General features: G+C 61.6%; 26 protein-coding genes. 13 read left to right on the top strand and 13 right to left on the bottom strand.

What is annotated here, in order from left to right:
* The first annotated feature begins 14 nt into the window (after positions 1-14).
* The 8 genes from ACZ5SR_RS00255 to ACZ5SR_RS00220 all read left to right on the top strand — a co-directional run bounded on the left by ACZ5SR_RS00255 (position 15) and on the right by ACZ5SR_RS00220 (position 7,718).
* Positions 15-992, top strand: coding sequence for an ABC transporter substrate-binding protein (locus ACZ5SR_RS00255; protein WP_464449615.1), 978 nt, complete (start codon positions 15-17; stop codon positions 990-992).
* Positions 993-1,007: 15 nt separating this feature from the next.
* The gene (locus tag ACZ5SR_RS00250) at positions 1,008-1,814 is read left to right on the top strand and encodes an ABC transporter permease (RefSeq protein WP_464449614.1); all 807 of its coding nucleotides are present in this window, start codon (positions 1,008-1,010) and stop codon (positions 1,812-1,814) included.
* Positions 1,815-1,822: 8 nt separating this feature from the next.
* Positions 1,823-2,572: an ABC transporter ATP-binding protein gene (locus ACZ5SR_RS00245; RefSeq protein WP_464449613.1), complete on the top strand. Its 750-nt coding sequence runs from the start codon at positions 1,823-1,825 to the stop codon at positions 2,570-2,572.
* A gap of 1 nt (position 2,573) precedes the next feature.
* On the top strand, positions 2,574-3,458 hold the full coding sequence (locus ACZ5SR_RS00240; protein WP_464449612.1) for a polysaccharide deacetylase family protein: 885 nt from the start codon (positions 2,574-2,576) through the stop codon (positions 3,456-3,458).
* Positions 3,459-3,540: 82 nt separating this feature from the next.
* On the top strand, positions 3,541-4,317 hold the full coding sequence (locus ACZ5SR_RS00235; RefSeq protein WP_464449611.1) for a short-chain dehydrogenase/reductase: 777 nt from the start codon (positions 3,541-3,543) through the stop codon (positions 4,315-4,317).
* Between the two features lie 7 nt (positions 4,318-4,324).
* On the top strand, positions 4,325-5,482 hold the full coding sequence (locus tag ACZ5SR_RS00230; protein ID WP_464449610.1) for an acyl-CoA dehydrogenase family protein: 1,158 nt from the start codon (positions 4,325-4,327) through the stop codon (positions 5,480-5,482).
* Between the two features lie 14 nt (positions 5,483-5,496).
* The gene (locus ACZ5SR_RS00225) at positions 5,497-6,297 is read left to right on the top strand and encodes an enoyl-CoA hydratase/isomerase family protein (protein WP_464449609.1); all 801 of its coding nucleotides are present in this window, start codon (positions 5,497-5,499) and stop codon (positions 6,295-6,297) included.
* Positions 6,297-7,718 (top strand): MmgE/PrpD family protein, encoded by a 1,422-nt coding sequence (locus tag ACZ5SR_RS00220; RefSeq protein WP_464449608.1) that lies wholly within the window; start codon positions 6,297-6,299, stop codon positions 7,716-7,718. The genes ACZ5SR_RS00225 and ACZ5SR_RS00220 overlap by 1 nt, the downstream gene beginning before the upstream one ends.
* On the opposite strand, the gene ACZ5SR_RS00215 is transcribed toward ACZ5SR_RS00220, so the two are convergent.
* From ACZ5SR_RS00215 to ACZ5SR_RS00190, 6 genes are all read right to left on the bottom strand, one after another.
* Positions 7,664-8,983, bottom strand: coding sequence for an amidase (locus ACZ5SR_RS00215; RefSeq protein WP_464449607.1), 1,320 nt, complete (start codon positions 8,981-8,983; stop codon positions 7,664-7,666). The genes ACZ5SR_RS00220 and ACZ5SR_RS00215 overlap by 55 nt on opposite strands.
* A gap of 6 nt (positions 8,984-8,989) precedes the next feature.
* Complete coding sequence (locus ACZ5SR_RS00210) at positions 8,990-9,898, bottom strand: DMT family transporter (RefSeq protein ID WP_464449606.1); 909 nt, start codon at positions 9,896-9,898, stop codon at positions 8,990-8,992.
* Between the two features lie 80 nt (positions 9,899-9,978).
* Complete coding sequence (locus tag ACZ5SR_RS00205) at positions 9,979-10,845, bottom strand: uracil-DNA glycosylase (RefSeq protein ID WP_464449605.1); 867 nt, start codon at positions 10,843-10,845, stop codon at positions 9,979-9,981.
* A gap of 8 nt (positions 10,846-10,853) precedes the next feature.
* Complete coding sequence (gene rimI / locus ACZ5SR_RS00200) at positions 10,854-11,351, bottom strand: ribosomal protein S18-alanine N-acetyltransferase (RefSeq protein WP_464449604.1); 498 nt, start codon at positions 11,349-11,351, stop codon at positions 10,854-10,856.
* An 8-nt stretch (positions 11,352-11,359) separates the two neighbouring features.
* On the bottom strand, positions 11,360-12,160 hold the full coding sequence (gene tsaB, locus ACZ5SR_RS00195; protein ID WP_464449603.1) for a tRNA (adenosine(37)-N6)-threonylcarbamoyltransferase complex dimerization subunit type 1 TsaB: 801 nt from the start codon (positions 12,158-12,160) through the stop codon (positions 11,360-11,362).
* Positions 12,157-13,140 (bottom strand): DMT family transporter, encoded by a 984-nt coding sequence (locus tag ACZ5SR_RS00190; RefSeq protein ID WP_464449602.1) that lies wholly within the window; start codon positions 13,138-13,140, stop codon positions 12,157-12,159. The genes tsaB and ACZ5SR_RS00190 overlap by 4 nt, the downstream gene beginning before the upstream one ends.
* 78 nt (positions 13,141-13,218) lie before the next feature.
* Between ACZ5SR_RS00190 and dacB the strand changes: the two genes are divergently transcribed.
* The gene (gene dacB, locus ACZ5SR_RS00185) at positions 13,219-14,841 is read left to right on the top strand and encodes a D-alanyl-D-alanine carboxypeptidase/D-alanyl-D-alanine endopeptidase (RefSeq protein ID WP_464449601.1); all 1,623 of its coding nucleotides are present in this window, start codon (positions 13,219-13,221) and stop codon (positions 14,839-14,841) included.
* Between the two features lie 35 nt (positions 14,842-14,876).
* Positions 14,877-15,131 carry a SemiSWEET transporter gene (locus ACZ5SR_RS00180; RefSeq protein WP_464449600.1) on the top strand — a complete coding sequence of 85 codons (255 nt, stop codon included), beginning with the start codon at positions 14,877-14,879 and terminating at the stop codon, positions 15,129-15,131.
* Positions 15,132-15,138: 7 nt separating this feature from the next.
* Here the strand turns inward: ACZ5SR_RS00180 and ACZ5SR_RS00175 are convergent, their stop codons facing one another.
* From ACZ5SR_RS00175 to purE, 3 genes are read right to left on the bottom strand one after another with little or no spacing between them, the layout of a single operon-like run.
* Positions 15,139-16,143, bottom strand: coding sequence for an L-threonylcarbamoyladenylate synthase (locus ACZ5SR_RS00175; protein ID WP_464449599.1), 1,005 nt, complete (start codon positions 16,141-16,143; stop codon positions 15,139-15,141).
* 8 nt (positions 16,144-16,151) lie between these two features.
* A complete protein-coding gene (locus ACZ5SR_RS00170; protein ID WP_464449598.1) occupies positions 16,152-17,342 on the bottom strand; it encodes a 5-(carboxyamino)imidazole ribonucleotide synthase in 1,191 nt (396 codons plus the stop codon).
* A complete protein-coding gene (gene purE / locus ACZ5SR_RS00165; protein WP_464449597.1) occupies positions 17,339-17,839 on the bottom strand; it encodes a 5-(carboxyamino)imidazole ribonucleotide mutase in 501 nt (166 codons plus the stop codon). The genes ACZ5SR_RS00170 and purE overlap by 4 nt, the downstream gene beginning before the upstream one ends.
* An 81-nt stretch (positions 17,840-17,920) precedes the next feature.
* On the opposite strand from purE, the gene trxA reads away from it, so the two are divergent.
* Entirely contained in the window at positions 17,921-18,874 is a 954-nt protein-coding gene (gene trxA, locus ACZ5SR_RS00160; RefSeq protein WP_464449596.1) for a thioredoxin, read from the top strand.
* Between the two features lie 81 nt (positions 18,875-18,955).
* On the opposite strand, the gene ACZ5SR_RS00155 is transcribed toward trxA, so the two are convergent.
* The gene (locus ACZ5SR_RS00155) at positions 18,956-19,477 is read right to left on the bottom strand and encodes an Mpo1 family 2-hydroxy fatty acid dioxygenase (RefSeq protein ID WP_464449595.1); all 522 of its coding nucleotides are present in this window, start codon (positions 19,475-19,477) and stop codon (positions 18,956-18,958) included.
* Positions 19,478-19,631: 154 nt separating this feature from the next.
* Here ACZ5SR_RS00155 and ACZ5SR_RS00150 point away from each other — a divergent pair, with 154 nt between their 5' ends.
* The gene (locus ACZ5SR_RS00150) at positions 19,632-19,997 is read left to right on the top strand and encodes a hypothetical protein (RefSeq protein WP_464449594.1); all 366 of its coding nucleotides are present in this window, start codon (positions 19,632-19,634) and stop codon (positions 19,995-19,997) included.
* Between the two features lie 67 nt (positions 19,998-20,064).
* Here the strand turns inward: ACZ5SR_RS00150 and ACZ5SR_RS00145 are convergent, their stop codons facing one another.
* The 3 genes from ACZ5SR_RS00145 to pyk all read right to left on the bottom strand — a co-directional run bounded on the left by ACZ5SR_RS00145 (position 20,065) and on the right by pyk (position 23,679).
* Positions 20,065-20,973, bottom strand: coding sequence for a phosphoribosylaminoimidazolesuccinocarboxamide synthase (locus ACZ5SR_RS00145; RefSeq protein WP_464449593.1), 909 nt, complete (start codon positions 20,971-20,973; stop codon positions 20,065-20,067).
* Positions 20,974-21,049: 76 nt separating this feature from the next.
* On the bottom strand, positions 21,050-22,114 hold the full coding sequence (gene fba, locus ACZ5SR_RS00140) for a class II fructose-bisphosphate aldolase (protein ID WP_464449592.1): 1,065 nt from the start codon (positions 22,112-22,114) through the stop codon (positions 21,050-21,052).
* A gap of 131 nt (positions 22,115-22,245) precedes the next feature.
* The gene (gene pyk, locus ACZ5SR_RS00135; protein ID WP_464449591.1) at positions 22,246-23,679 is read right to left on the bottom strand and encodes a pyruvate kinase; all 1,434 of its coding nucleotides are present in this window, start codon (positions 23,677-23,679) and stop codon (positions 22,246-22,248) included.
* 231 nt (positions 23,680-23,910) lie between these two features.
* On the opposite strand from pyk, the gene ACZ5SR_RS00130 reads away from it, so the two are divergent.
* On the top strand, positions 23,911-25,026 hold the full coding sequence (locus ACZ5SR_RS00130) for a fatty acid desaturase (RefSeq protein ID WP_464449590.1): 1,116 nt from the start codon (positions 23,911-23,913) through the stop codon (positions 25,024-25,026).
* The last annotated feature ends 43 nt before the right edge of the window (positions 25,027-25,069 follow it).

Raw genomic sequence — 25,069 nt, 5'->3', positions numbered from 1 at the left:
CCAGGAGTATTCAGATGAAACTTTTGACTTCCCTCATCGGCTTTGCACTGTCGGTCTCGACAGGCATGGCCTTGGCACTGGGCCCAGCGCCCGCCCCCCTCAAAGACAAAGCCACGCTGACCGTTGGCTACGTCAAAGTGGGCCACCTCTCCCCCATGCTCTTGGTCGAAGAAGAACTCAAGAAGATGAACATCGAGGTCAAGCGTGCCGAGTTCGTGCGCTACGCCGATGCCCGCACCGCCTTGCTGTCCAACTCGGTCGATGTGTCGGCCGTGGGCGCGGGTGACTTGGCCATCGTGGCCGCACAAGGCAGCAAAAACCTGATCGGCCTGACCGGTGTGGGCAGCTCTCCCAAATACTTGGTGGTGCGCAAAGGCGCCAAAATCGATGACTGGGCAGACATCAAGGGCAAGAAAATTGCCATTGCTCCTGGCTCGGCTGTCTGGTTCCAGTGGGCCATGACCTTGATCGAAAAGAACATCCCCTACAACTCGTTCACGCCCGTGAACGTGCAAGGTGGCGGTACCGCCTTTGTGCAAGCGATGAAGCGTGGCGACATCGATGCCATGGTGCTGTGGGAGCCCTTTGAGTCGCAGGCTGTGGCCGAAGGTGATGCTTATTTCTCGCAAAAGCTGGAGTACAGCCAGTCTCGCGCTGTGGGCGCCGAGCTGGGCATGCTGGCCGCCTCTGGCGAAGCCATGACCCAGAAGAAAGAACTGGTTCGCCGTTTCCTGTGGGCTTACCTCAAGGCCGAAGAAACCCTGAGCAAGAACAAAGATGTGTTTGCCGATGCTTATTCCAAGTACACCGGTTTGCCCATGAACGTCACCAAGGAATCGGCCAAGATCATCCAACTCGGTGGCGTGCTGAACAAAGACCAGGTCTCGCGCTTGGCTGAAGCGGCCTTCAAGCAAGGCATTGTGCAAAAAGAAGTGACCAAAGAAGCCGCCGCCCTGTACGACGACTCGATGGTTGTTGAACTCAAGAAGTAAGCAGGCAATATCCACATGGCAAACGCTTCTCTCGATACCCTTCGTCGGACAGTGCTTGGCATGTTGGTGCCAGCCTTGGTTCTGGTCATCTGGCAGGTGGCAGGCAGTCGGCCCGACATGGCCGGCATCCTGCCCACCCCAATGCTGGTTCTGGAAGGCTGGCACGGCTGGATTTTCGGTTCGCCCGGCATGGGCCTGAACCCGTACCTGGGCTCTTGGGTCTCCAACGTCCAATACTCCTCCATGCGCGTGGCGCAGGGCTTTGTTCTGGCTGCCCTGATTGGCGTGCCCTTGGGCTTGCTGATTGGATGGAGCCGGCTGGTTCAGCAACTGTTTGACCCGCTCATTCAGAGTCTGCGCCCGATCCCAATCACGGCCTGGTTGCCGTTTTCGATTGCCCTGTTCGGCATCCGCGACATGGGGGCCATCTTCCTGATCTTTTTGGGCGGCTTCTATGCGATTGTGGTCAACACCACGCAAGGCGCACGCGATGTCGAGCGCAACTTGGTACGGGCCGCGCTCATGATGGGTGCCAGCCGCAAGCAACTGCTTTACCGCGTGGTACTGCCAGCAGCCATGCCCTCCATCTTCACCGGCTTGCGCATTGGCCTGGGCATCTCTTGGACGGCTGTGATCGTCTCCGAGATGGTGGCTGTCAAGTCGGGGCTGGGCTATGTGCTGTGGGACGCCTACTACGTAGGTCGCATGGACATTGTGCTGGCCGACATGGTGTCGATCGGCATCATGGGGTTTTTAAGTGATCGCCTGATCGTTTTCATTGAAAGCAAGGTTTTGGTCTGGCGCATGCTGCAAAGCCATTAAGAAACAACATGTCCGATATTTCAATTCAAAACCTTTACAAGACCTACCCGGGTGCCACACCCGTCAAGGCGCTGGAAGACATCAACCTGCAAGTGGCTCCGGGTGAGCTGGTGGCTTTGCTCGGGCCTTCGGGCTGCGGCAAATCCACCTTGCTCAACCTGATCGCTGGATTCGAGCAACCCAGCCAGGGCCAGCTCTTGGTCAACGGCCAAGGCGTGCGCGCACCCGGCCCGGATCGGGGTGTGGTCTTCCAAGAAGCGGCCCTGTTCCCTTGGCTGACCGTTTGGGAAAACGTGATTTTCGGCCCCAAAGTGCAGGGCATGGCGCGCAGCGAGTACGAAGACCGTGCCCATGAAATGATCAAGATCGTGGGCCTGAGCGATTTCAAAAACCATCTGCCCGTGCAGTTGTCGGGCGGCATGCGCCAGCGTGTGGGCATTGCCCGCATCCTGACGCTGGGCTCACGCGTCTTGCTGATGGACGAACCCTTTGGCGCACTGGATGCACAAACCCGTCTGACCATGCAGGAGCTGCTGCTCACGGTGTGGCAACAGCTCAAGCCCACCATCATCTTTGTCACACACGACATCGATGAGGCGATCTTTTTGGCCAGCACGATTTATGTGATGTCCGCTCGACCAGGCCGCATCCAAACGAAGATCACCGTGCCACTGGCGCGACCACGCACCGTGGCCGACACGGCCAGCGAAACCTTTGCTGCGCTCAAGCTCGACATCCTCAACCTCATTCGACACTGACATGGCCAACCCCCGCATTCCCTACCGCTTCTCCAACGATGGACCCGCTCTCAAGGCCGCGCCTGAAGGCGCCATCATGGTGCACTTGGTGGTGAACGTGGAGCATTGGCAGTTCGAGTCGAGCATGCCGCGCACCATCATCACACCGCCGCACGGCAAAGAGACGGTGCCCGATGTGCCCAACTTCAGCTGGGCCGACTACGGCATGCGGGCCGGTCTGCCGCGCATCCTGCGGGCCATCCAAAACCGTGGCCTGCCCGCCTCCACCAGCTTCAATGCCGGGGTCATCACCGCTTACCCACAAGCCGCCCAAGCCATGCACGAAGCAGGCTGGGAGTTCATTGGCCATGGGGTCCACCAGAAAAGCCTGAACCACAACCAAGGTGAGTCCGAGGAATCTTTGATCGCGATGAGTCTGGACATGATCGAACGCTTCACGGGCCAGCGCCCCCGAGGCTGGCTCAGCCCTGGTTTGCGTGAAACACATGACACGCCCGAGTTGCTGAAAAAGCAGGGCGTGGAATACGTTTTTGACTGGGTGGTGGACGATGTGCCCGGCTGGATGCAAACGCGCAACGGTCCCTTGCTGGCCTTGCCCTACAACTTGGAAATCAATGACTCGATCATTTACGCCATCGAGAAACACAGCAGCGACGAAATGTACGAGCGCTTGGCACGGACGTTGGCTTTGTTTGAGCGCGAAGCGGCCACACACCCACGCGTGCTGGCGATCGGCCTGCACCCGCACCTGATGGGTGTGCCGCATCGCTTTGCCAGCTTCGAGCGCATGCTGGACTTGCTGATGAAGTCACCCCAAGTGTGCTTCATGAATGGCGGACAGATTGCCGACTGGTACACCGCACAGGTCCCCGCGCCCAGCGCCTGATGGAGGCGCTCACTCCCTGGCGCCGTCTTGATTTAGAAACCCGGGCAAGCCCAATGGCTTGCCCCATTTGCAGGCCTTTTGCATGAACCTCGAACTCGATCAAAAACAAGTCATCGTCACGGGTGGCTCCAAAGGCATCGGCCTGGCCATTGCGCTGAACTTTGCGCGTGAAGGAGCCAAGCCCGTGCTGGTCTCGCGCCAACGCAGCAACCTGGACGCAGCCTTGGCTGCTTTTGCCAAGGAGGGTTTGCCTGCCCCCGCCATCGCGGAAATCGATTTGTCCCAACCCGGCTCGGACCGCGCCTTGTTCAATCTGTTTCCTGCAGCAGACATCCTGGTCAACAACGCCGGCGCCATTCCCGGCGGCAGCCTGCACGACATCGCCGAAGACGCGTGGCGCGGGGCCTGGGAACTCAAGCTGTTCAGCTACATCAACCTCACCCGGCTGTATCTGGGGGCGATGGAGTCACGCGGCCATGGCGTGATTTGCAACATCATCGGCATGGCCGGGGCGGCACCGCGCTACGAGTACATCTGTGGCTCTGCGGCCAACGGTGCGCTGATCTCGTTCACCCAAGGCATTGGTGCTGGTAGCGTGCGCAAGGGCGTGCGCGTGTTCGGCATCAACCCCTCACCCACACGCAGCGACCGCATCGAAGGTGTGCTCAAGCAGCAAGCCGCCAGCAAGCTGGGCGATGCCTCGCGCTGGCAGGAAATGACACAGAAATTACCCTTTGGCCGTTTGGCCGAACCTGACGAAATTGCACGCCTTGCCGTACATTGCTCATCCCCCGTGTGCGGCTACCTGAGCGGCACGGTCTTGCACGTCGATGGTGGCCAGCAATACGCACCCAACTGAGAAAACCATGCACACAGAAAACAACTTTGAATCCCTGCGCGATGGCGTGCGCAGCGTAGTCTCCCAGTTCGACTCGCGCTATTGGCAAGAGATTGACGAGGCCCGCGCGTTTCCCGAAAAATTCGTGCAAGCCTTGACCTCGGCTGGCTGGTTGTCGGCCTTGATCCCGGAGGAATACGGTGGCTCCAACCTGAGCTTGGTAGAAGCCAGCGTGATCATGGAAGAGATCAACCGGGCTGGCGGCAATTCGGGTGCCTGCCATGGCCAGATGTACGTGATGGGCTGCGTGGTGCGCCACGGCTCTCAGGCGCAAAAAGAAGCGCTGCTGCCCAAGATCGCCAGCGGTGAGTTGCGCATGCAGTCGATGGCAGTGACCGAGCCCACCACCGGATCCGACACCACCCAACTCAAAACCTTTGCCGAGCGCAAAGGGGACCGCTACATTGTCAACGGCCAAAAGGTCTGGACTTCGCGTTTGCAGCATTCGGACTACATGCTGCTGCTCGCACGCACCACGCCACTGGCTGAGGTCAAGAAAAAATCCGAAGGCCTGTCGGTGTTCCTGGTGGACTTGCGCGAGGCCGTGGGCAAATCGATCACGGTGCGCCCCATCCGCAACATGGTCAACCACGAGACCAATGAAATCTTCATCGACAACCTGGAAATACCGGTTGAAAATCGCATTGGCGAAGAAGGCAAGGGGCTCAAATACATCCTGGATGGCCTGAACGCCGAGCGCATCCTGATCGCTGCCGAGTGCATTGGCGACGGTTACTGGTTTGTGGACAAGGCCAAAGACTATGCTAACCAGCGCGTGGTTTTTGACCGCCCGATCGCCAAGAACCAGGGCATCCAGTTCCCGATTGCCCGGGCTTTTGTCAACGTCGAGGCTGCCAGCCTCATGCGCTACGAAGCCGCCCGCTTGTTTGACGCGCAGCAGCCCTGTGGGGCACAGGCCAACATGTCCAAATTGCTGGCCGCCGATGCTTCTTGGGAGGCGGCCAACGTTTGCCTGCAAACCCATGGCGGCTTTGGCTTTGCCGCTGAATACGACATCGAGCGCAAGTTCCGCGAGACCCGCTTGTACCAAGTGGCCCCCATCTCGACCAACCTCATCCTCTCGTATGTCGGCGAGCATGTCTTGGGCATGCCCAAATCCTACTGAAGGCGTTTGCACACATGGCTCTTCCTCAATCTTGGGACACCTTGCAGCTGCAGATGCACGACGATGGCGTGCTTCAGGTCACACTGAACCGCCCCGATGTCGGCAACGCCATCAACACCCGCATGGGTCAGGAATTGCTGGACCTGTGGCAACGCCTGACCGACGATGCACAAGGCGTGCGATGCGTGGTGTTGACCGGCGCTGGTCCGAAAATTTTCTGCGCTGGGGGTGACCTGAAAGAGCGCAACGGCATGACGCGGGCGCAATGGACGCACCAACATGAAATCTTTGAACGCGTGTCTTGGGCATTGGTGGATTTGCCACTGCCCGTGATCGCGGCGGTCAATGGCCATGCCTACGGCGGCGGTCTGGAGTTGGCCCTGTGTTGCGATTTCATTTACGCCAGCACCAGCGCACGCTTTGCCTTGCCTGAGGTCACGCTGGGCATCATGCCCGGCATGGGCGGCACGCAAAACCTGCCTCGCGCCATCGGCGAGCGCCGCGCCAAGGAACTCATCATGACGGGCCAAGCCTTTACTGCCCAGCAAGCGCTGGAGTGGGGTTTGCTCAACCAAGCCATTGAACCGGAAAGGCTCTTGGCCCAAGCCCTGAGCACGGCGCAAACACTGGCACGCAATGCCCCACTGTCGGTGCGGCAAGTCAAGAAATCCATCCGCTACGGTGGCCAGATGGAATTGCGCACGGCTTACCGATTTGAAATCGAGGCTTACAACCAATTGGTAGACACCGAAGATCGGCGCGAGGGCGTGCTGGCCTTCAACGAAAAAAGACCGCCCCGATTCAAGGGGCAATGATGACCCACGCCACCCCAACGCCCTGGAGCGAATGGCTGGTGGCGGCTTTGCGCAGGCCTGTGCATGGGTCTGACCGTGAGCGAGCCACACTGCACCTGATCGACTGGCTGGGCTGTGCGCATTTGGGACAAACCACCGAGCTGGGTGCGGTGCTGCGGCAATGGGCGCAGGTGCAAGCGCCCGGCCCCATTTGGGTGTGCGGTCACCCCGGTTTGCACGCCGCAGAAGCGGCCCGCTGGCATGGCGCTTTGGGCAGCTGCCACGAAATGGACGATGTGCACCGCGAAGCCGTGGTGCACCCGGGCGACACGGTCATTCCTGCAGCGCTGGCCATGGCTCAGCGCGAAAACGCCAGCCCCGAAGCCTTGCTCGATGCGGTGGTGGTGGGCTACGAAACGGCCATCGTGCTGGGCCTGCTCAGCGGGCCAAACCATTACGCCCAGTGGTACAGCACCGCCACAACGGGCGTCTTTGCCAGCGCCATGGCATGCGCCCGCTTGCTGAAACTCGACGCAACACAGACACAGCACGCCCTGGCCTTGGCCGGCATGCAATCTGCGGGCGTCTGGCAATGCCGCTTGGAGCCGGGCCTGGCCAAGCAGATGGCGGCAGGCCACAGCGCCCAAGCAGGCCTGGTGGCAGCCGACATGGCCGCTGCGGGCATGACCGGGCCTTTGTCCATTCTGGAGGGCCCTTTGGGCTGGTTAAAAGCCACCGCGGGCAACCTGGACGCGGCCCGGGCGCAAGCCCTTTTGCAAGCACCACCCGAGCGCGCCTGGCGTGTGCACGAGGTCAGCTTCAAACCCTGGCCTGCTTGCAGGCATGTACACCCCGCCATCGAATGCGCGCTGCAGATGCACACCCAAGGGGTCGACCCCGATCAGATCGTCAGCATTCGCCTGGAAACCTATGGCGTGGCGCTGTCGTTTGCAGACCAGCCCCACCCGCTAACGGCTTTGCAAGGGAAGTTCAGTTTGCAACACGGCGTGGCTTGGACCCTGCGCCACGGGGGGTTCGGGCTGGAAGCCACAAGGCCAGCGGCCCTGGCAGAGCCGGCGTGCGCCGCGCTGCGTGAACGCGTGACCTTGGTCTGTGGGCAGGTCCAAGACCGGGCTTATCCGCAAAGCTTTGGCGCAAAGCTGCAGCTGCAAATGGCCAACGGCAGCCAGCACAGCAGCGAGGTGGTCAACGTGTTGGGCGACCCTGAAAACCCCTTGAGCCCTGAGCAAATAAGGGCCAAAGCAAATCAGTTGCTGCAAGCCAGCGGCTGGGCCACGGCGCAGGCCGAGCAGCTCATTGGCTTGGTTGGGGCGCTGCCTCAGGCCCAAGCCTTGGGGCCTTTGTGGGACAGCCTCCAAGCCGGGCGTCAGCCCCAGAAGGTGTCAAGCGCACAGGCCAGCGAGAGCAAGCGCTCGTCCTGACCGGGCGCAGCCAGGAACTGGCACGACACCGGTAAACCCTCAGCCGGGCAAGGAAAGGACAAAGCAGGCGCTCCGAGCATGTTGGCCAGGCACGCCCAGTCGGCTTGGCTGGCAGGTGCGGCTTCGGTGTGGGCAAAAGCGGTGTGCGGCGTGGTGGGCAACAGCAAGACATCGATGCCTTCAAACAAAGCCCCAGCCTGCGCACGCAAGCCATCGATGGCGGCCTGGCTGGCTTGCCGTTTTTCCGGACCCAGGCGGGCCCCGTAATGCAGCATTTTTTGCAAGCCCGTACTCAAACCAGGCAGCTCAGAACCCAAGGCGTTCAGCCAGTAATCCGCGCCTTCCCATTCGCTCATGAGCAAGGCATTCAAACGGTTGCGGGCGGGCAACCAATCGGGCAAAAGCACGGTTTGCAACTGCGCGCCATGCGCCTGCAGGCGCTGCTGAGTGGCCTGCCAGGCTTGGTGCACAGCAGGCGCCATTTCCACCTCAGCCGTTTGAGGCAGGATGCCCACGCGCAAACCGCGCCAAACGCTGGCCTGTGCAGCAGGTGCAAGGCGGAAGCCCAACAGGCACGCCATGGTTTGCGCGAGGTCGTCACCACTGCGCGCCAGCGGGCCAGCCACATCCAGCGTGGGACTCAGGGGCACGATGCCGTCCATGGGGATGCGCGTGCGCGTGGGGATCATGCCCATCAGACCGCAGTAAGCTGCCGGAATGCGGACCGAACCCATGGTGTCGGTGCCCATGGCAATGGTGCACAGGTGATCGGCCACGGCAGCGGCAGAGCCACCGCTCGAACCGCCCGGGGTGAAGCCTTCGCGCAAGGGGTTGATGCAGCGGCCGTACACGGGGTTGTCGGTGGTGGCCCCCAAGGCGGCTTCGTGCATGTTGAGCTTGCCCAACAACACCATGCCGGCATCGCGTAGGCGCTGGTAAACGGGCGCATCTTTGTCAGGCATGCGCTGTGCGTATGCCGCTGTGCCAGCGGTACACGGCATGCCCAGCACATCGATGTTGTCTTTGAGGGCCATCACCACCCCATCGAGCGGCCCCAACGGCTGCCCCTTGGCCCAACGCTCGGCACTGGCCTGGGCCTGTTGCAGGGCCAGGTCTTCGCACACATGCACAAAGGCCTGCAATGCCGGGTTGCGCTGCGCGATACGTGCCAGATGCGCCCGGGTCACGGCCACGGGGTTGGTGAGGCCTTGCGCATAAGCTTGCTGCAAGTCGGCGGCATTCAAAAGGGTCAGGTCCTGGTTCATGGTCAGTCAGGCATCGGCCGCTTGTCGGGCTGGAGCTGGGGTGGTTCTGGCGGGCCACAGCACAGAAGCAATGGCCAGCACGATCAACACGATGGCGGCCCAGTCTTGCCAATGCAAGGCTTCGTTGAGGAAGTAGGCCCCACTGAAAACGCCCAGCACCGGAATGAACATCACACTCAGTGTGGAGGCCAGCGGCGGCAAATTGCGCGCCAACGAAAGCCAGGCCGCTTGGGCAAATACAAACACGCCAAAAGCGTTGTAGACGATGGCGGCCCAGGCCATGTCAGGCGGCGGACCCCATTGGTCACGCTCGAACGCCACGGCCAGAACACTCATGAGCACGCTGCTCATGCAAGTCATCCAGAACACGAGGGCCAGGGTCGGCGCCTGGATGCGGGTATGGCGAATTTGCTGTGTACCCAAACCCCAAAAAGCGGCTGCCACCAGACCCAGCACGACCCCCAAGGGTTTGCCCGAGATGGCGCTCAATTCATGCCAGAGCAAAAGCACCACCCCAAAAGCCGCACACCCCACACCCAACCAACCGCGCCAACGCAGCGCTGCCCGATACCCCAAAACACCAATGATGGCGGAAAAAATCGGCATGGTGTAACCCAAGATGGCAGAGCGGCCACTGGAGAGGTTTTGCACGGCCAAGATGATCAATACATGCCAAACCAGCATATTGGTGGTGGCCAGCATGAAAAGTTCTTTCCAGTCGGCTTTTGGAATCCGGAAGGGGACTTTTTTGGCGTACAACACCAAGGCCAAAAAGGGCAGCCCCATCCACATGCTCAAACTGCGAAAGGACAAGGGCGGGTAATGGTTCACACCCAACTTGAGCATGGGCCAGTTGAAGCCCCAAACCAAAGTCAGCGTGATCAGCAGCGTGATTTGTTGTCGGCTCAAGGTCATGAGGGCCATGGTAGCGCAGCCCCATCGCATTCACTGACCAGGCGGCGACAACCCCCTGACCTAAGGGCAGTAGGCCAGGCTTAATGGCCGCGCACGACTTTCATCGCCATCACCAGATCGGCCCATGCTTTGGACTTGTCAGCCGCATTGCGCAGCAGCGCATCAGGATGGTAAGTGACCACCACAGGTACGCCTTGGTAGCTGTGAACATGGCCGCGCAGTTTGCCCAGCGGCTCGGTCGATTGCAGCACCGCCTGAATGGAAAATCGCCCCATCAACACAATGACTTTGGGCTTGACGAGGGCCACCTGCCGCGCCAAATACGGCGCGCATGTGGCCAACTCTTGCGGGCTGGGGTTGCGGCTGCCAGGCAGTCGGCACTTGAGGCTGCTGGTGATGTACACACCGCCTTCGCCATTGGCCTCGCGGCTCAAACCTACCGCCTTGAGCATGTTGTCGAGCAACTGTTTGGGTTGACCCACAAAAGGCTCACCGTGCTGGCCTTCGGCTTCGACTTGCGGGTCGCCAATGACCATCCAATCGGCGTGCACATCGCCCACACCAAAAACGGCTTGTTGGCGGCTCGCGCACAAATCACAGGCCCGGCAGGTGGCAACGGTGGTTTGCAAAGCTGCCCAATCCATCTGGTCAACACCCTCGGCCAAGGGTTTGCCCACCCGCACATCGGCCACAGGCATTGGCACGACGGCAGGTGCGGGGGCAGGTGTGAGGGCTGGGGCAGCGGCTCGCGCAACCGGCGACGCGGTGGGGGCCACTCCCATGGGGGCAGAGACAGGCAGCGCCGCATCAGGCGGAGCGGCGACAGCCTGTGCCTGAACCTGAGGCTGTTCGTCGGCGATGCGCTGCGGCCACCACACGCGCACACCCATTTCAGCCAGCATGGCGCGTTGGCGGTCGTCCAAGTCAAATAGGGTAGGGTCGCTCATGTTGGGGCTCACAGTTTCAAACTCATCACCACCGCATGCTCACGCTGCTGGCGGCCTGCAGGATAGTAATCCTTGCGGATGCTGACCTGCTTGAAGCCGTAACGCTCGTAGACTTTCAGTGCACGCAGATTGCTTTGACGCACTTCCAGCCACAGCCATTGCGCCTGTGCATGGCGCGACAACAGTGACAAGGCGTCCAGCATCATGTGGCCCCAACCCTGACCTTGCCGAGCGGGGGCGACGGTGATGTTGAGCAAATGCATTTCTTCAAAGCCGCGCATGGCCAGAAAATAACCCAGCAATTCACCATCCAACCACAGGCACTGGGCTTCAAACAAAGGGTTGAGCGAGTCGCGGAAATTGCCCCGCGTCCAGGGGTGGCTGTAGGCGGTTTGCTCGATGGCCATCACCGCATCCAAATGGTCTTGCGTCATGGGGGCCAGCGTGACGCGGTTGCGCGTGGCCTCCGACGGCTGGGCGCCTTCTTCAGTTGAAGCTGGCTTCATGGACAGACTCATGGCTGCGCGGCGGCCTTGGCCAAGGCCATCTTGGCCTCTACGGCCTGCGCCTTCAGGGCCTCGCGCTCGGCGGTGGTGTTGGCCACTTTGTCGCGGATGTACAGCGGCATGGCCTGCTCGGCCGGCACGGCCAGGCCTTGCACCCACAAGACCGGGGCCAAGCGCAGCAAAGCGGCGGCGGTGGGCAAGGCCTCGCAGCGCAAACCACCTGACACGCATGGGGGCAAGCGTTCGCCATACGCGGCAAAAGCGTTGCCCGCCTGCAGCACCACGCGGTCATCGGGCATCTGCAATTTTTCGGGGGCACCCACCTGCAAGGGCGAGGCTTCTAGCCAACGCCCGAGACCGCCCCCCGGCACGGGATCCCAGCGGTAAGCGGCGCTGTACACCTCGTCCATGCGAGCATCCAGCAGCGCCAGCACGGTCAGCGCAACATCGGGGGCGATGGCCCCCGATTGCACTTGCGTCCAGCGCGCCTCTTCGGCCACGGCCAACAAAGTATCGACGGGCAACACGGGTACATCGGCCCCGAAGGCCAAGCCTTGCGCCACGGCGCAGGCGGTGCGCAAGCCGGTAAAAGACCCTGGCCCGCGGCCGAAGACGATGGCGTCGAGCGAAGCCAGCGGCATGTCGGCTTCGGCCAGCAAGGCCAGCACCGCTGGGATCAAACCGCTGGAAGCTTGCGCGCCGCCGGGCAGGGTTTGGGTCCAGACCTGCGCGCCCCGGGCCACGGCCAAAGACAGCACATCGGTGCTGGTGTCAAAAGCCAGCCACCGGCGCTCGGGGCTGCCGCTCATGGCTGGCCCCCAGTTTGAGACGAAGTGGGGGCAGTCGCAGGCTTTTTGGCCTGCCGCACGCCAAACAAAATACCGCCCGTCACCAGCGCCAGACCGGCCAGCAAATTCCAATGCATGGGCTCACCCAAAAACCACACCGCCCCCAGCGCCGACAAGCCCGGCACCAGCGCCGTGATCATGGTCGAACGCACCGGGCCGTAGTGGCGCACCATTTGCGTGAAGGTGATGCCCGAGATGACCACCGAGCCCATGCCCTGAAACACAGCTTGAAACAAAATCTCGGTCCAAGGCACCTGCAGCAAATGGGTGGGCAACAGCCCCACGCCGATCAAGGTCAGATACACGGGCACAAAACTCACAAACGCAAACGCGGTGATGGCCATGGTGGCACGCACCGCATCCAGCCCATGACGGCGCACCGTGATGCTGTAACCCGCCCAACAGCAAGCGGCTGTCATGAACAGCAGATCGCCCTTCCAGACCTCACCGCCATCAAAAGCCATCAGCAAGCTGGCGCCGCCCACCAGCACATCGCCCAGCACAATGAAGCCCAGACCCAGTGCGCGGGCCGATGACACTTGCTCACGCAAGACCAGCCAGGCCAGCAAGGTCGTCCACAAGGGCAAACTGCCGGGCAGCAGCACCGAAGCATGTGAGGCCGGTGCAAAAAAGAAACCCGTGTAAGCCAACACGGCATAAAGCAAGCCCCCCAACAAGCCGGCCTGCACGGTCGGGGCCAAAGGCAAGGGCGACAGACCACCCAAAGAACCCACTTTCTGACCGGCCTGGCGGGCAGAGCGCATCAACCACCAAGCCCAAGGCAGCAAGATGCTGCTGGCCCCAAGAACGCGCGCCAACGCGATGTCCAGGGGCAGCAAGCCCCGGGACGCCGAGGCCCGCGCAATGACAATGAAACCGGTCCAGATGAGCACCGTGATGACCGCCGAAGCCAGACCCACGGTTTTTGAAGAAAATCGCATGGCCCGAATCATACGGGGCCGACGGCCCAGCCTGTTCTTCGCTGCCCGATCAGCGCCTGTGCCCGTTAGACTTGAGCGATGACCGCATCACGCGCCAAGCGCCCATTTTTGTCCACGCTCGCCCACGCCCTACCTGCGGCAATGGCGCTGAGCTGCGCACTGGCCTGGCCTGTCAACGCCCAAAGCCAAGCACACACCAGCACCGCCACCCGTGCCGATGGCGCCCGCCAGGGCCCCGCTGGTCGCGGCCACGCCGCGCTGCCTCGGCATGTCCTGCAAACCCTGCAAAAGGCCCAAGTCCCTCCTTCGGACCTGAGCGTCCTCATCGCCCCCCTGCCCGGTGGCGCAGTGTCCAGCAGCGCCCAGCCACGGCACTTGTCGCACCAGGCACAAGCCAGCGTCAACCCAGCCTCGGTCATGAAGTTGTTCACCACCTACGCCGGCTTGAGCCTGCTGGGGCCCGACCACGTTTGGCGCAACCGGGTGTACACCGATGGCCCCGTGCGCGATGGCGTTTTGCAAGGCAACCTGGTCGTGCGCGGCAGCGGCGACCCCAAGCTGGTGGTCGAGCGGCTGCAAGAGCTGATGGCCCAGGTGCGCTCGGCGGGCGTGCGCGAGGTGCGCGGTGACATCGTGCTCGACCGCAGCGTGTTCGACGTGCGCGAACGCAGCGAGCCCTTTGACGACGAACCTCTGCGGCCTTACAACGTGGGGCCGGACGGTTTGCTGCTCAATTTCAAGGCGGTGGTTTACAAATTCACGCCTGACGCTGCCAGCGGCCAAGCGCAGGTGCGCTTTGAACCACCACTGGCGGGCTTTTCTGCCCCGACGCAACTGCCACTCAGCCAAGCCCCGTGCAGCGACTGGCGTCGCCAGCTGCAGGCCGACTTCGGCCAAGCCCAGCAAGTGCGCTTTGCAGGCCGCTACCCGGCCAGCTGCGGCGAACGCGAATGGCCTGTGGCCTACCCCGAGCCCGAAGCCTATGCACCGCGCGTCATGCAAGCCCTGTGGCAGCAAGCGGGCGGGCAACTCACAGGGCAGGTGCGCTACGGCTCGCGCCCAGCATCGGCCAAGCTGCTGCTGGAAGCGCCCTCTTTACCCTTGTCCGAGATCATCCAAGACATCAACAAATTCTCGAACAACGTGATGGCGCAGCAGGTGTTCCTGACACTGTCGAGCGAGTTGGGAGCCCCCGGGCGGTTTGAGGCCTCGCGCTTGCGCCTGTCGCAGTGGTGGCGCAAGGACTTTGCCGGGCAGGAAGAACCTGTGCTGGACAATGGCTCGGGCTTGTCGCGCAGCGAGCGCAGCACGGCGCAGGCCCTGACGGCACTGCTGCAGGCGGCGCACGCCAGCCCGCACGCCCGGCACTTTGTCGACTCGCTGGCCATCGCCGGGGTAGACGGCACTGCCGCCCGCCTCAAAGAACGCAGCCCGCAGTCGCCCGTGATTGGCAACGCCTGGCTCAAAACCGGCTCACTGCGGGATGTGGCCTCGGTGGCAGGCTACGTGCAGGGCCAAAGTGGCCAGCGCTACACCCTGGTAGCCGTGCTGCACCACCCCAACGCCCACCAGGCCCGAGCCGTGCTCGACCAGCTCTTGGAGTGGACGGTTCGCGACATGGATTCGGCCGCGACCAGCCGTCGCGCATCAAGACCCCTCAGCGCCTCTGAACGCAAGACCGCCCAAAGCAACGCCCCTTGAACACGCCCGGCCCGCAAACGCACTGACTTCCCAAAATGAACCTCATCGACTGGGTCGGCTCTTTGGCCGCCTTCCTGACCACCGCCAGCTTCATCCCGCAAGCCTGGCAAACCTTCCGAACCCGGGACGTGAGCGGCATCTCGCTGGGCATGTACAGCCTTTTCACAGTGGGTGTGGCCCTGTGGCTGGTCTATGGCATCTTGATGGTGGCTTGGCCCATCATCATCGCCAACGCCATCACCACCAGCTTGGCGCTGATGATCTTGGTGATGAAGTTGCGTTACCGCTGACGCCGCTTCAAGCCGCGGCCCGCTGCAAACGGTCCCGCACCCCTTCCCATTCGGGTGTGTCGGGCGGCTGCTGCACCCAGATTTGGGTCACACCCCGGGCGTCCAGATCGCGCAGCACACCGAACAAGTCGTGCGCAGCTTCTTCAGCAGTTGTGGCTTGCTGTCGCCACAGCACACCAGCACCCACGCCCTCTTGGGCTGATGGCCGCTCGGCCGACCACAGTCCCAGGTTGTTGGCGTGCGGCCCGAGCGCTTGTAATTTGTGCGCGATGTCGGCGGCCGACATCAAGCGCACCTTGGCGCGGGGCGCATAGTGCGACTCAAGCGTGCCCGAAGCTCGGGGCGCAGGCTGACCCAGCAACGCTTGCGGCGCGTCCTTGTCCAGCACGATGCGGCCACAAGCCGCTTCAATGTGCGCCCGCGTGATGTGTCCGGGCCGCAGCAAAACGGGCTCGCCGCGTGTGCAGTCGATGATGGTGGACTCGATGCCCACCTCGCAGTCACCGCCGTCCAGAATCAACAAATCAGGTCCCAACTCGGACTGCACATGCGCGGCGCTGGTGGGGCTCACACGGCCAAATCGGTTGGCGCTGGGGGCAGAGACACCCAACACGCCCAAAGGCAAGCAGGCTTGTAGCAGGGACTGCGCTACCGGGTGCGAGGGGCAACGCAAGCCAATGGAGTTTTGCCCCCCGGCCGAAGCCGCGGCCACGCCGCTCAAACGCGACAAGATCAAGGTGAGCGGGCCGGGCCAAAAAGCTTGCATGAGCTTTTGCGCAAAGTCGGGCACCTGCGATGCAAACAAGGCAACCTGTTCCACGCCAGCCACATGCACGATCAAGGGGTGGTCCGCTGGGCGGCCCTTGGCTGCAAAGATTTTCGCCACCGCCGCATCGTCGGTCGCGTTGGCGGCCAGGCCGTACACCGTCTCGGTGGGCAGGCCGACCAACTGACCGTCATGCAAAGCTTGTGCAGCCTGCGCGATGGCAGCATGGGAGGCACTCAAGATCATGGTGGTCTTTAAAACGCTTCGATGCCGAGCAAAGCGGCCGCTTGCAAGGCGGTGGCGCGCACGGCCTCGGGCGTGGCACCGGTGATGTTCAGGTGACCCATCTTGCGACCCGGTCGGGCCGACAGCTTACCGTACAGGTGCAAATGCGTGCCGGGCAAGGCCAGCACTTGGCCCCAAGCGGGGGTGCTTGGACCTTTGCCCGCAGGCGTGACTTCGGGCCACAGATCACCCAGCAAGTTGAGCATGATGGCGCTCGAATGCTGGCGCGGCTGGGTGAGCGGCAAGCCCGCCAAGGTGCGCACCTGCAGTTCAAACTGCGACTGGTCGCAGGCGTTCATGGTGTAGTGGCCGCTGTTGTGTGGGCGCGGTGCCATTTCATTCACCACCAACTGACCGCCTTCGAGGAGGAAAAACTCCACACAAAGCACGCCCACGTAATGCAGGCCTTCGGCGATGGCCCGGGTGGCGGCCACAGCTTGCGCAGCCACATCAGCAGGCACAGCCCCTTCGTACACGCTGGTCACGGCCAAAATGCCTTCGCGGTGAAGGTTCAGTTGGATCGGAAAATTCACCATCTGCCCATCGGCGCCACGCGCCACAATCACCGAGCACTCGGCCTGCAGCGGCAGCATTTTTTCGAGCACGCAAGGCACGTTTTTCAACTCTGCCCAGGCGGCTAACAACTCTTCGCGGGTCTTGACGCGGATCTGGCCCTTGCCGTCGTAACCCATGCGGGCGGTTTTCAAAATACCGGGCAGCAAATCGTCACCCACAGCCGCCAACTGCGCGGCCGTCTCGATGACAGCATGCGGGGCCACCGGCACGCCGCAGCGCACAAAGTGGGCTTTTTCGGCGGCGCGGTCTTGCGCAATCGCCACCGATTCGGACGCGGGGGCCACTGGGCGGTGTGCGCCCAAGGTCAGCAGGGCCGGTGCGGGCACGTTTTCAAACTCGGTGGTGATGGCCGCGCAGCGCTGCATCAGCTGCGCCAGGCCCTGCTCGTCCCCATAATCGGTTTGGATGTGGTGATGGCTGACCAAGCCCGCGGGGCTGGCGGTATCGGGATCGAGCACAGCGGTGAAATAGCCCATGGCTTGGGCCGCATGAACAAACATGCGGCCCAACTGGCCGCCGCCCATCACGCCCAAAGTGGCCATCTGGCCATTGACCATGGCGCCCGGCAAAATGGCGCGGCTCATGCGGCACCCACCGGGGGAAGGGTCATGGCACGGGCCGCAGCAGTTTGTTCGGCGCGGAAAGCTTCAAGCTTGGCGCGCAAAGCCGGGTCCTTGCTGGCCAACATGGCCACGGCAAACAAAGCCGCATTGGCCGCACCGGCTGCGCCGATGGCAAAGGTGGCCACGGGCACGCCTTTGGGCATTTGCACAATGCTGTGCAGCGAATCCACGCCCGACAGGGCCTTGGTCTGCACCGGCACGCCCAACACCGGCACCACGGTTTTGGCCGCGATCATGCCGGGCAAATGGGCTGCGCCACCCGCGCCTGCAATGATGGCTTGCAGGCCCCGCTCTGCCGCGCTCTGTGCATAAGCAAACATATCGTCCGGCATTCTGTGGGCAGAAACCACGCGGGCGTCGTGAGGGATGCCAAACTGTTGGAGAATCTGGACTGCGTGCTGCATGGTGTCCCAGTCGGAGCTGGAACCCATGACGACGCCGATGAGCGCTTGAGTCATTGGGTGCTTTTTGTGATCAATGTCGAATTTTAAGGTTTCACCCGCTTGGGGTCTGGAACACAACCCGGAACACTGCCCGCCATGATGGACGTCACGATACAAAACTTTGAAGCCGAGGTCATCGAAGCCTCTATGACCACGCCCGTGCTGGTGGACTTTTGGGCCCCTTGGTGCGGCCCGTGCAAGTCTTTGGGCCCCGTGCTCGAAAAAGTCGAGGCCGCTTACGAAGGCCGCTTCAAGCTGGTCAAAATCGACTCGGACCAGGAGCAGCAACTGGCGCAGGCTTTCGGCATCAAAAGCATCCCCACCTGTGTGTTGCTGAAAAACGGCCAGCCCGTCGATGGTTTCATGGGCGCTTTGCCCGAAGGCCAGGTCAAGCAGTTTTTGGACAAACACCTGCCCGCCGAAGGTGAGTTGCAAGCCCAAGCCGCCGCCCAAGAAGCCCAAGAGCACCTGCAAGCCGGTGACGCTGACAGCGCCCGCGCTGCACTGGAGCAAGCCCTGGCCACCGACCCCGGCAACGACGACGCCCGTTTTGACCTGGTCAAACTGTTGATCGGTGAGGGCGAGCTGGCCGAAGCCGCCGCCTTGCTGGCCCCCACCATGAGCCGCATCCCGGTGCCGCTTCGCTTTGAGGCGCAAACCCAATGGCTCAACGCGCTGGAATTTGTGACCACCGATCCGCGTGGTCAGTGGGACCTGGACCAGTTTGACGCCTTGATCGCCCAGAACAAGCGTGACTTTGAAGCCCGTTTTGCCAAAAGCCGCCTGCTGATCGCGATCGGCCAATGGGAAGCGGCGATGGACGAATTGCTCGAAATCATCATGCGCGACAAAAAGTGGGACGACGAAGCCCCACGCAAAACTTTTGTCGCCCTGCTGGAACTGATGACCCCGCCCAAGCCCAAAACGCAAGATGCGACAGGCAAGTCAGCAGGCGGTATTGAGCTGATGGGCAAAGCCGCGCTGCAAGAAGACCCGCTGCTGGCCATGATCTCCAGCTACCGCCGCAAGCTGAGCATGATGCTCAACTGACACAGTACCCGACCCCAAGCCCGGCCCAGCTGCTGCGATGCAGGCTGACCGGGCTTTTTCACGACAGCGCCGCCCACAGAATCAGCGGGTGGCCCCGGCCTGGCGCTCGATGTCCATGTGCATGCGCTTCAACAACCCGGCCCACATGAGCACCTCACCGACCACAAACATGGGGCCGACCAACAAGCCCACCATGTCGTCCACAAAAGCCGGTTTGCGGCCCTCGAAATAGTGGCCGATGAACTGGATGAGCCAGCCGATGAAGAACAAGGCCAAACCCGCCTGCCAAACCGCCAGCCCCAGGTCTTGCGCCAGAGGTGGCACCTCATGGGCGGCGGCGATCAACACGCCATTGACCACCGATGTCGCCACGCCCAACAAAAGATCACCTCGGCTCAGGTACCAAAGGCTGGTGAGCGCCCACATGGCCCAGGCCAGGGTCAGCGTTTGACCCGCCACAGACCAAGCCGGCCCCAAAAGCAAAACGCCGATGGACAGGAAAATCAGCGGGATACCCAGCAAATGGGTGGCGATGTTGCGGCGATCACGGTGGTAATGGGCGTACTGCACCATCAAGGTGGTCGCAGGGCGAAAAAGTGTCATTCCATGTCCTTGTTCTGGCGGTCAAAACGCCCAATGTAATACTTGTCGTTACACACATTTACCGGTTTCAGGCACTTGAGCGGTCCATGTCAGCCCTTTCGAGGATGGTTGCAACCTAGAATTTAACCATCACTTTTGAACTCATTTTTAACCCATGCGACGCGCCGAACCTCTGATCACCCCCGAAGAGCTGCAATGCCTGCTCGGTGGTGCGCCTGTGCGCTCGAACGTGCCCAGCCGCAGCTTGCTGGCACAACTGCCTTCCCTGCATTTTGGCGCTGCACTCTGGCTGGTCAAGGGTGTTTTCCTGTATGCCGTGCTCATGAGTCCCGATGCCGCCAACCTGGTGGGCAGCAGCCGCTACCTGTGGATGCGCGGCTTGCTAGAGTTGGTTTGCTTGGCTGTATTTTGGGGCGCATCCCTGCACCCGCGAGGCCGCACGATGGCCTGCGCCAGCTTGCTGGTGGCCAGCACCACCTTGCTGCTGGATGCCATGACACTGCTGGCGTTGTCCAGCTGATTTCGCGAGCCCCAAGACAAAGGCGCTGCCATGCAGCGCCTTTTTTGTGCCCGACATGCCGTGAGCTTCAGGCCATCAACTTCTTCATGGCCTCTTCGTATTTGGCGGCCGTGTTCTCGATCACCTCACGCGGCAAGCGCGGCGCTGGCGGGGTCTTGTCCCAAGGCTTGCCATTGACCTGGGCGGTTTCCAGCCAGTCGCGCAAAAACTGTTTGTCGTAACTCGGTGGGTTGGCGCCTTCCACATAACTTTCAGCGGGCCAGTAGCGCGATGAGTCGGGCGTCAGCACCTCGTCCATCAGCACCAAGGTGCCATCGGCGTCGAGGCCAAATTCGAACTTGGTGTCGGCAATGATGATGCCCTTAGCCGCCGCAATGTCACGCGCTGCTTTGTAGAGCTGGATGCTGATGTCGCGAATGCGGCCCGCCAGATCGGCGCCGATCATGGCCACGGTTTGCTCGAAGGTGATGTTCTCGTCGTGCTCACCCACCGCCGCCTTGGCTGCGGGCGTATAGATCGGTTCGGGCAATTGACTGGCGTTTTTCAGGCCCGCGGGCAGCTTCACGCCACACACGGCCTGGTTGTCCTGGTATTCCTTCCAGCCACTGCCTGCCAAATAGCCACGCACCACCGCCTCAACCGGAATAGGCGTTAAGCGCTTGACCAGCATGGAGCGACCCACAACCTGCGGCACTTCTTCGGCACTAACCACGCTCTCGGGGGCATCGCCTGTCAGGTGAATCGGGCAGATGTTCAGGCCCTTGGGGCCGAGTTGGTCGAACCAGAACAAGGCCATTTGCGTGAGGAGCACCCCTTTGCCCGGAATCGGCTCGCCCATGATCACGTCAAATGCGCTGATGCGGTCCGAAGCCACCATCAAGATGCGGTCGTCGCCCACGGCGTAGTTGTCGCGCACCTTGCCACGCGCCAGCAAGGGCAAGGAAGTCAAGGCCGAGGTGTGAAGCGCAGAAGTCATGGCAAAAAGCAGTCCAGCAAAAAAGAAAAAGGCCCGTTGAACAGTCAACGGGCCATTCGGGTCAATTATCGCAGGCTCAGTTCACCACTTGGGCCAATTCACCCCGCGCGTAACGGGCGGCGACTACCTGCAGGTTGTCGCCCTTGATCTTGGGCGCTTGGCCTTCGCAGCCGAACTCCAAGTAACGCTGTTTGCAGATTTGCTTGGCCGCTTCGCGGGCGGGCTTGAGCCATTCCCGGGCATCGAACTTGTCAGGGTTTTCAAACAGGAACTTGCGGCAAGCGGCGGTCATCGCCAGACGGATGTCGGTGTCGATGTTGATCTTGCGCACACCGTGCTTGATGGCTTCCTGGATTTCCTCGACCGGCACGCCGTAGGTTTCCTTCATCTTGCCGCCGTACTGGTTGATCATGGCCAGCAACTCTTGCGGCACGCTGGACGAGCCGTGCATCACCAAATGGGTGTTGGGGATGCGTTTGTGGATTTCCTTGACGCGGCTGATGGCCAAAATGTCGCCCGTGGGCTTGCGGCTGAACTTGTAAGCGCCATGGCTGGTGCCAATGGCAATGGCCAAGGCATCCAGACCGGTGGCTTTGACGAACTGGGCGGCCTCTTCGGGGTCGGTCAGCATCTGGCTGTGGTCCAGCTTGCCTTCGGCGCCAATGCCGTCTTCTTCACCGGCTTCGCCGGTCTCCAGATTGCCCAGGCAACCGAGTTCGCCTTCAACCGACACACCCAACAAGTGGGCCATGTCCACCACGCGGCGCGTCACGTCGACGTTGTAGGCAAAGTCGGCTGGGGTTTTACCGTCTTCCAGCAAGGAGCCGTCCATCATCACCGAAGAAAAACCGAGGTTGATCGCGCCCTGGCAAACCGCCGGGCTTTGGGCGTGGTCCTGGTGCATGACCAGCGGGATATGAGGCCACTGCTCGGTCGCAGCCTGAATCAAATGCTTGATGAAGGGCTCACCCGCATATTTGCGGGCACCGGCGCTGGCCTGCAAGATGACGGGTGCTCCGACCTCGTCGGCAGCGGTCATCACGGCCTGGACTTGCTCCAGGTTGTTGACGTTGAAAGCTGGAATGCCGTAGCCGTTGACGGCTGCATGGTCCAGCAGCTCGCGCATTGAAACGAGTGCCATGGTGGTGATTTCCCGGGGAAGTTGAAGATTCAGCAGCGCCGAGGTGTACCCGGCCCGTAACTGGTCAGGATTTTATAGGGTTCGGCCTGACACACCTCAGAACCGCCCCCTCCCGGAATGGCGAATCACACTCAATCGACCTTGCAAATTTTCAGCATGTTGGTGCCGCCAGGCGAGCCCATGGGCTCGCCGCAGGTGATGGCGTACACGTCGCCTGAACTGACAATGCCACGGTTTTTCAGGTGGTTTTCAGCCTCGGCCAAAGCGGTGTCGCGGTCAGCGCTGGTGTCCATCAACAAAGGACTGACGTTGCGGAACAAGGCCATTTTGCGCTGAGAAGACAGCTTGGTGGTGAGGGCATAAATCGGTATGTGCACCCGACGACGGCTCATCCACAAGGCGGTGGAGCCGGATTCGGTCATGGCCACAATGGCCTTGGCGCCCAAATGGCTGGCGGTGAACAAAGCGCCCATGGCGATGGACTGGTCAATGCGGCTGAAAGTCTGGCCTTTGAAATCGGCGTCGATTTCCACATCTTCCGCGCCCTCGGCTGCCAAGCAGATCTTGGCCATCTCTTCGACCGTCTCCAACGGGTATTTGCCCGCCGCCGTTTCGGCGCTCAGCATCACAGCATCGGTGCCGTCCAGCACGGCGTTGGCCACATCGGACACCTCGGCGCGGGTGGGCACCGGGTTGGTGATCATGCTTTCCATCATCTGGGTGGCGGTGATGACGACCTTGTCGTGCACCTTGGCCAGCTTGATCATGCGTTTTTGCAGGGCGGGCACAGCGGCGTTGCCCACTTCGACGGCCAAATCACCGCGGGCGACCATGATGCCGTCGCTGGCCTTGAGGATGGCTTCGAGGTGCGGAATGGCTTCAGCGCGTTCGATCTTGGCGATCAGGCCCGGCTTGTGGCCGTATTCGGCCCCGGCCACATTGCACAGCTGGCGGGCCATTTCCATGTCGGTGGCGTTTTTGGGGAAGCTCACAGCCACGTAGTCGGCGCGCAGGCTCATGGCGGTTTTGATGTCGTCCATGTCCTTGGCGGTCAACGCAGGGGCCGTGAGGCCGCCGCCTTGTTTGTTGATGCCCTTGTTGTTGGACAGCTCACCACCCAGCTTGACAGTGGTGTGCACTTGCTCGCCCTTGACGGCATTGATGGTGAGCACAATCAGGCCGTCGTTGAGCAGCAGCACATCGCCCGCTTTCACGTCACGGGGCAATTCCTTGTAATCGAGGCCCACGCCTTGCAGGTCGCCGGGTTCGGTGCGCGAGGCATCGAGCACAAATGGCTGGCCCGGCTCCAGCATGACTTTGCCCTCGGCAAACTTGCCCACGCGGATCTTGGGGCCCTGCAGGTCGGCCATGATGGCCACTTCGCGCCCCGCACGTTGCGAAGCTTCGCGCACCAAACGGGCACGGTCCACATGGTCTTGCGCCTTGCCGTGGCTGAAATTGAGCCGAACCACGTTCACGCCAGCGCGGATCATGGCTTCGAGCAGGGCGGGATCGCTGGAAGCAGGGCCTAGGGTGGCAACAATCTTGGTAGCGCGACGGGACATTCAATGCTCTCCATGTAATTTGATTTCAATTCTCACACGGAATCGGTTACATACCGGGTTCTTTCGACCCCGTTTCCCTGATGGGAAACCCCAGTGGTGGGCTGCGGCCCTCACATCCAACCTGCATGCCCACCCATTTCCCCCTGCCCAAGCCCCTGAATTGATCCTTGTCAGCCGCAAAAAAGGGTTGGGCGACTAAACTTGGGTTCAGCTTGTTCTTACAGAAGCACCATGACCGCATTGCACACACCGACGACCGACCAACCCATCGGGCTTGACCAGCCCTTGCCGCACCGCAAGACCCTGCGCGAGTGGCTGATTCCTTTATCCGGGCGCAGCACCGTCCGGGCCTTTGCGCTTTTGGTGTTGGACTACGCGCTGTTTTTCGCCCTGATCACCGGCACCATCGCGCTGGCGTCGATCTGGCTCAAAGTGCTGTGTGCCCTGGCCGCCGGTTTCGTGATTGGCCGCCTGTTCATCATTGGCCATGACGCCTGCCACCAGAGCCTGACGCCCCACCGCGAACTGAACAAGGTGCTGGGCCGCATCGCGTTTTTGCCTTCGCTCACGCCTTACAGCCTGTGGGACACCGGCCACAACGTGGTGCACCACGGCTACACCAACCTCAAGGGCGTGGACTTCGTCTGGACACCCCTGACTGCCGCTGAGTTTGAAGCCCTGAGCCCCATGCAAAAGCTGCTCGAGCGCGCCTACCGCAGCGGCTGGGCCCCCGGTCTTTACTACATGATCGAGATCTGGTGGAAGCGCGAGTTCTTCCCTAACAAAACCCACATGCCCACCCGCCGCCCCATCTTTTTCAAAGACAGCCTGCTGGTGAGCCTGTTTGGTGCCTTCTGGATCGCCACCATCGCCGCCGCCGCTGTGTACACCGGCCAGTCGGTTTGGCTGTCTTTGCTGCTGGGTTTTGTGGTGCCCTTTTTCTTCTGGAACAGCATGATCGGCTTTGTGGTTTACGTGCACCACACCCACGTCAAGGTGTCCTGGCATGACAACAAGGCCGCTTGGACCAAGGCTGCGCCGTTTGTGTCGACCACCGTGCACCTGACCTTCCCGTTCAACATCGGCGGCATGATGCACCACATCATGGAGCACACGGCCCACCATGTGGACATGAGCATCCCGCTGTACCGCTTGAAGCAAGCGCAAACCAAGCTCGAAGAAATGCTGCCTGGTCGCATCATCGTGCAAGCCTTCTCCTGGAAGTGGTACTTCGAGACCGCCAAGAACTGCAAGATGTACGACTTCACCCGCGAATGCTGGACCGACTTCAAGGGCAACATGACCAGCCCCGTGCGCGCCAACCTGCCACCGGCTGCTCAAGCCTGACCAGGACTTAGGCTTCAACAACAAAAAACCCCGCATCGCGGGG

Source organism: Limnohabitans sp. TEGF002 (assembly GCF_055395845.1).
This window is presented reverse-complemented; position numbering and strand designations above follow the sequence as displayed.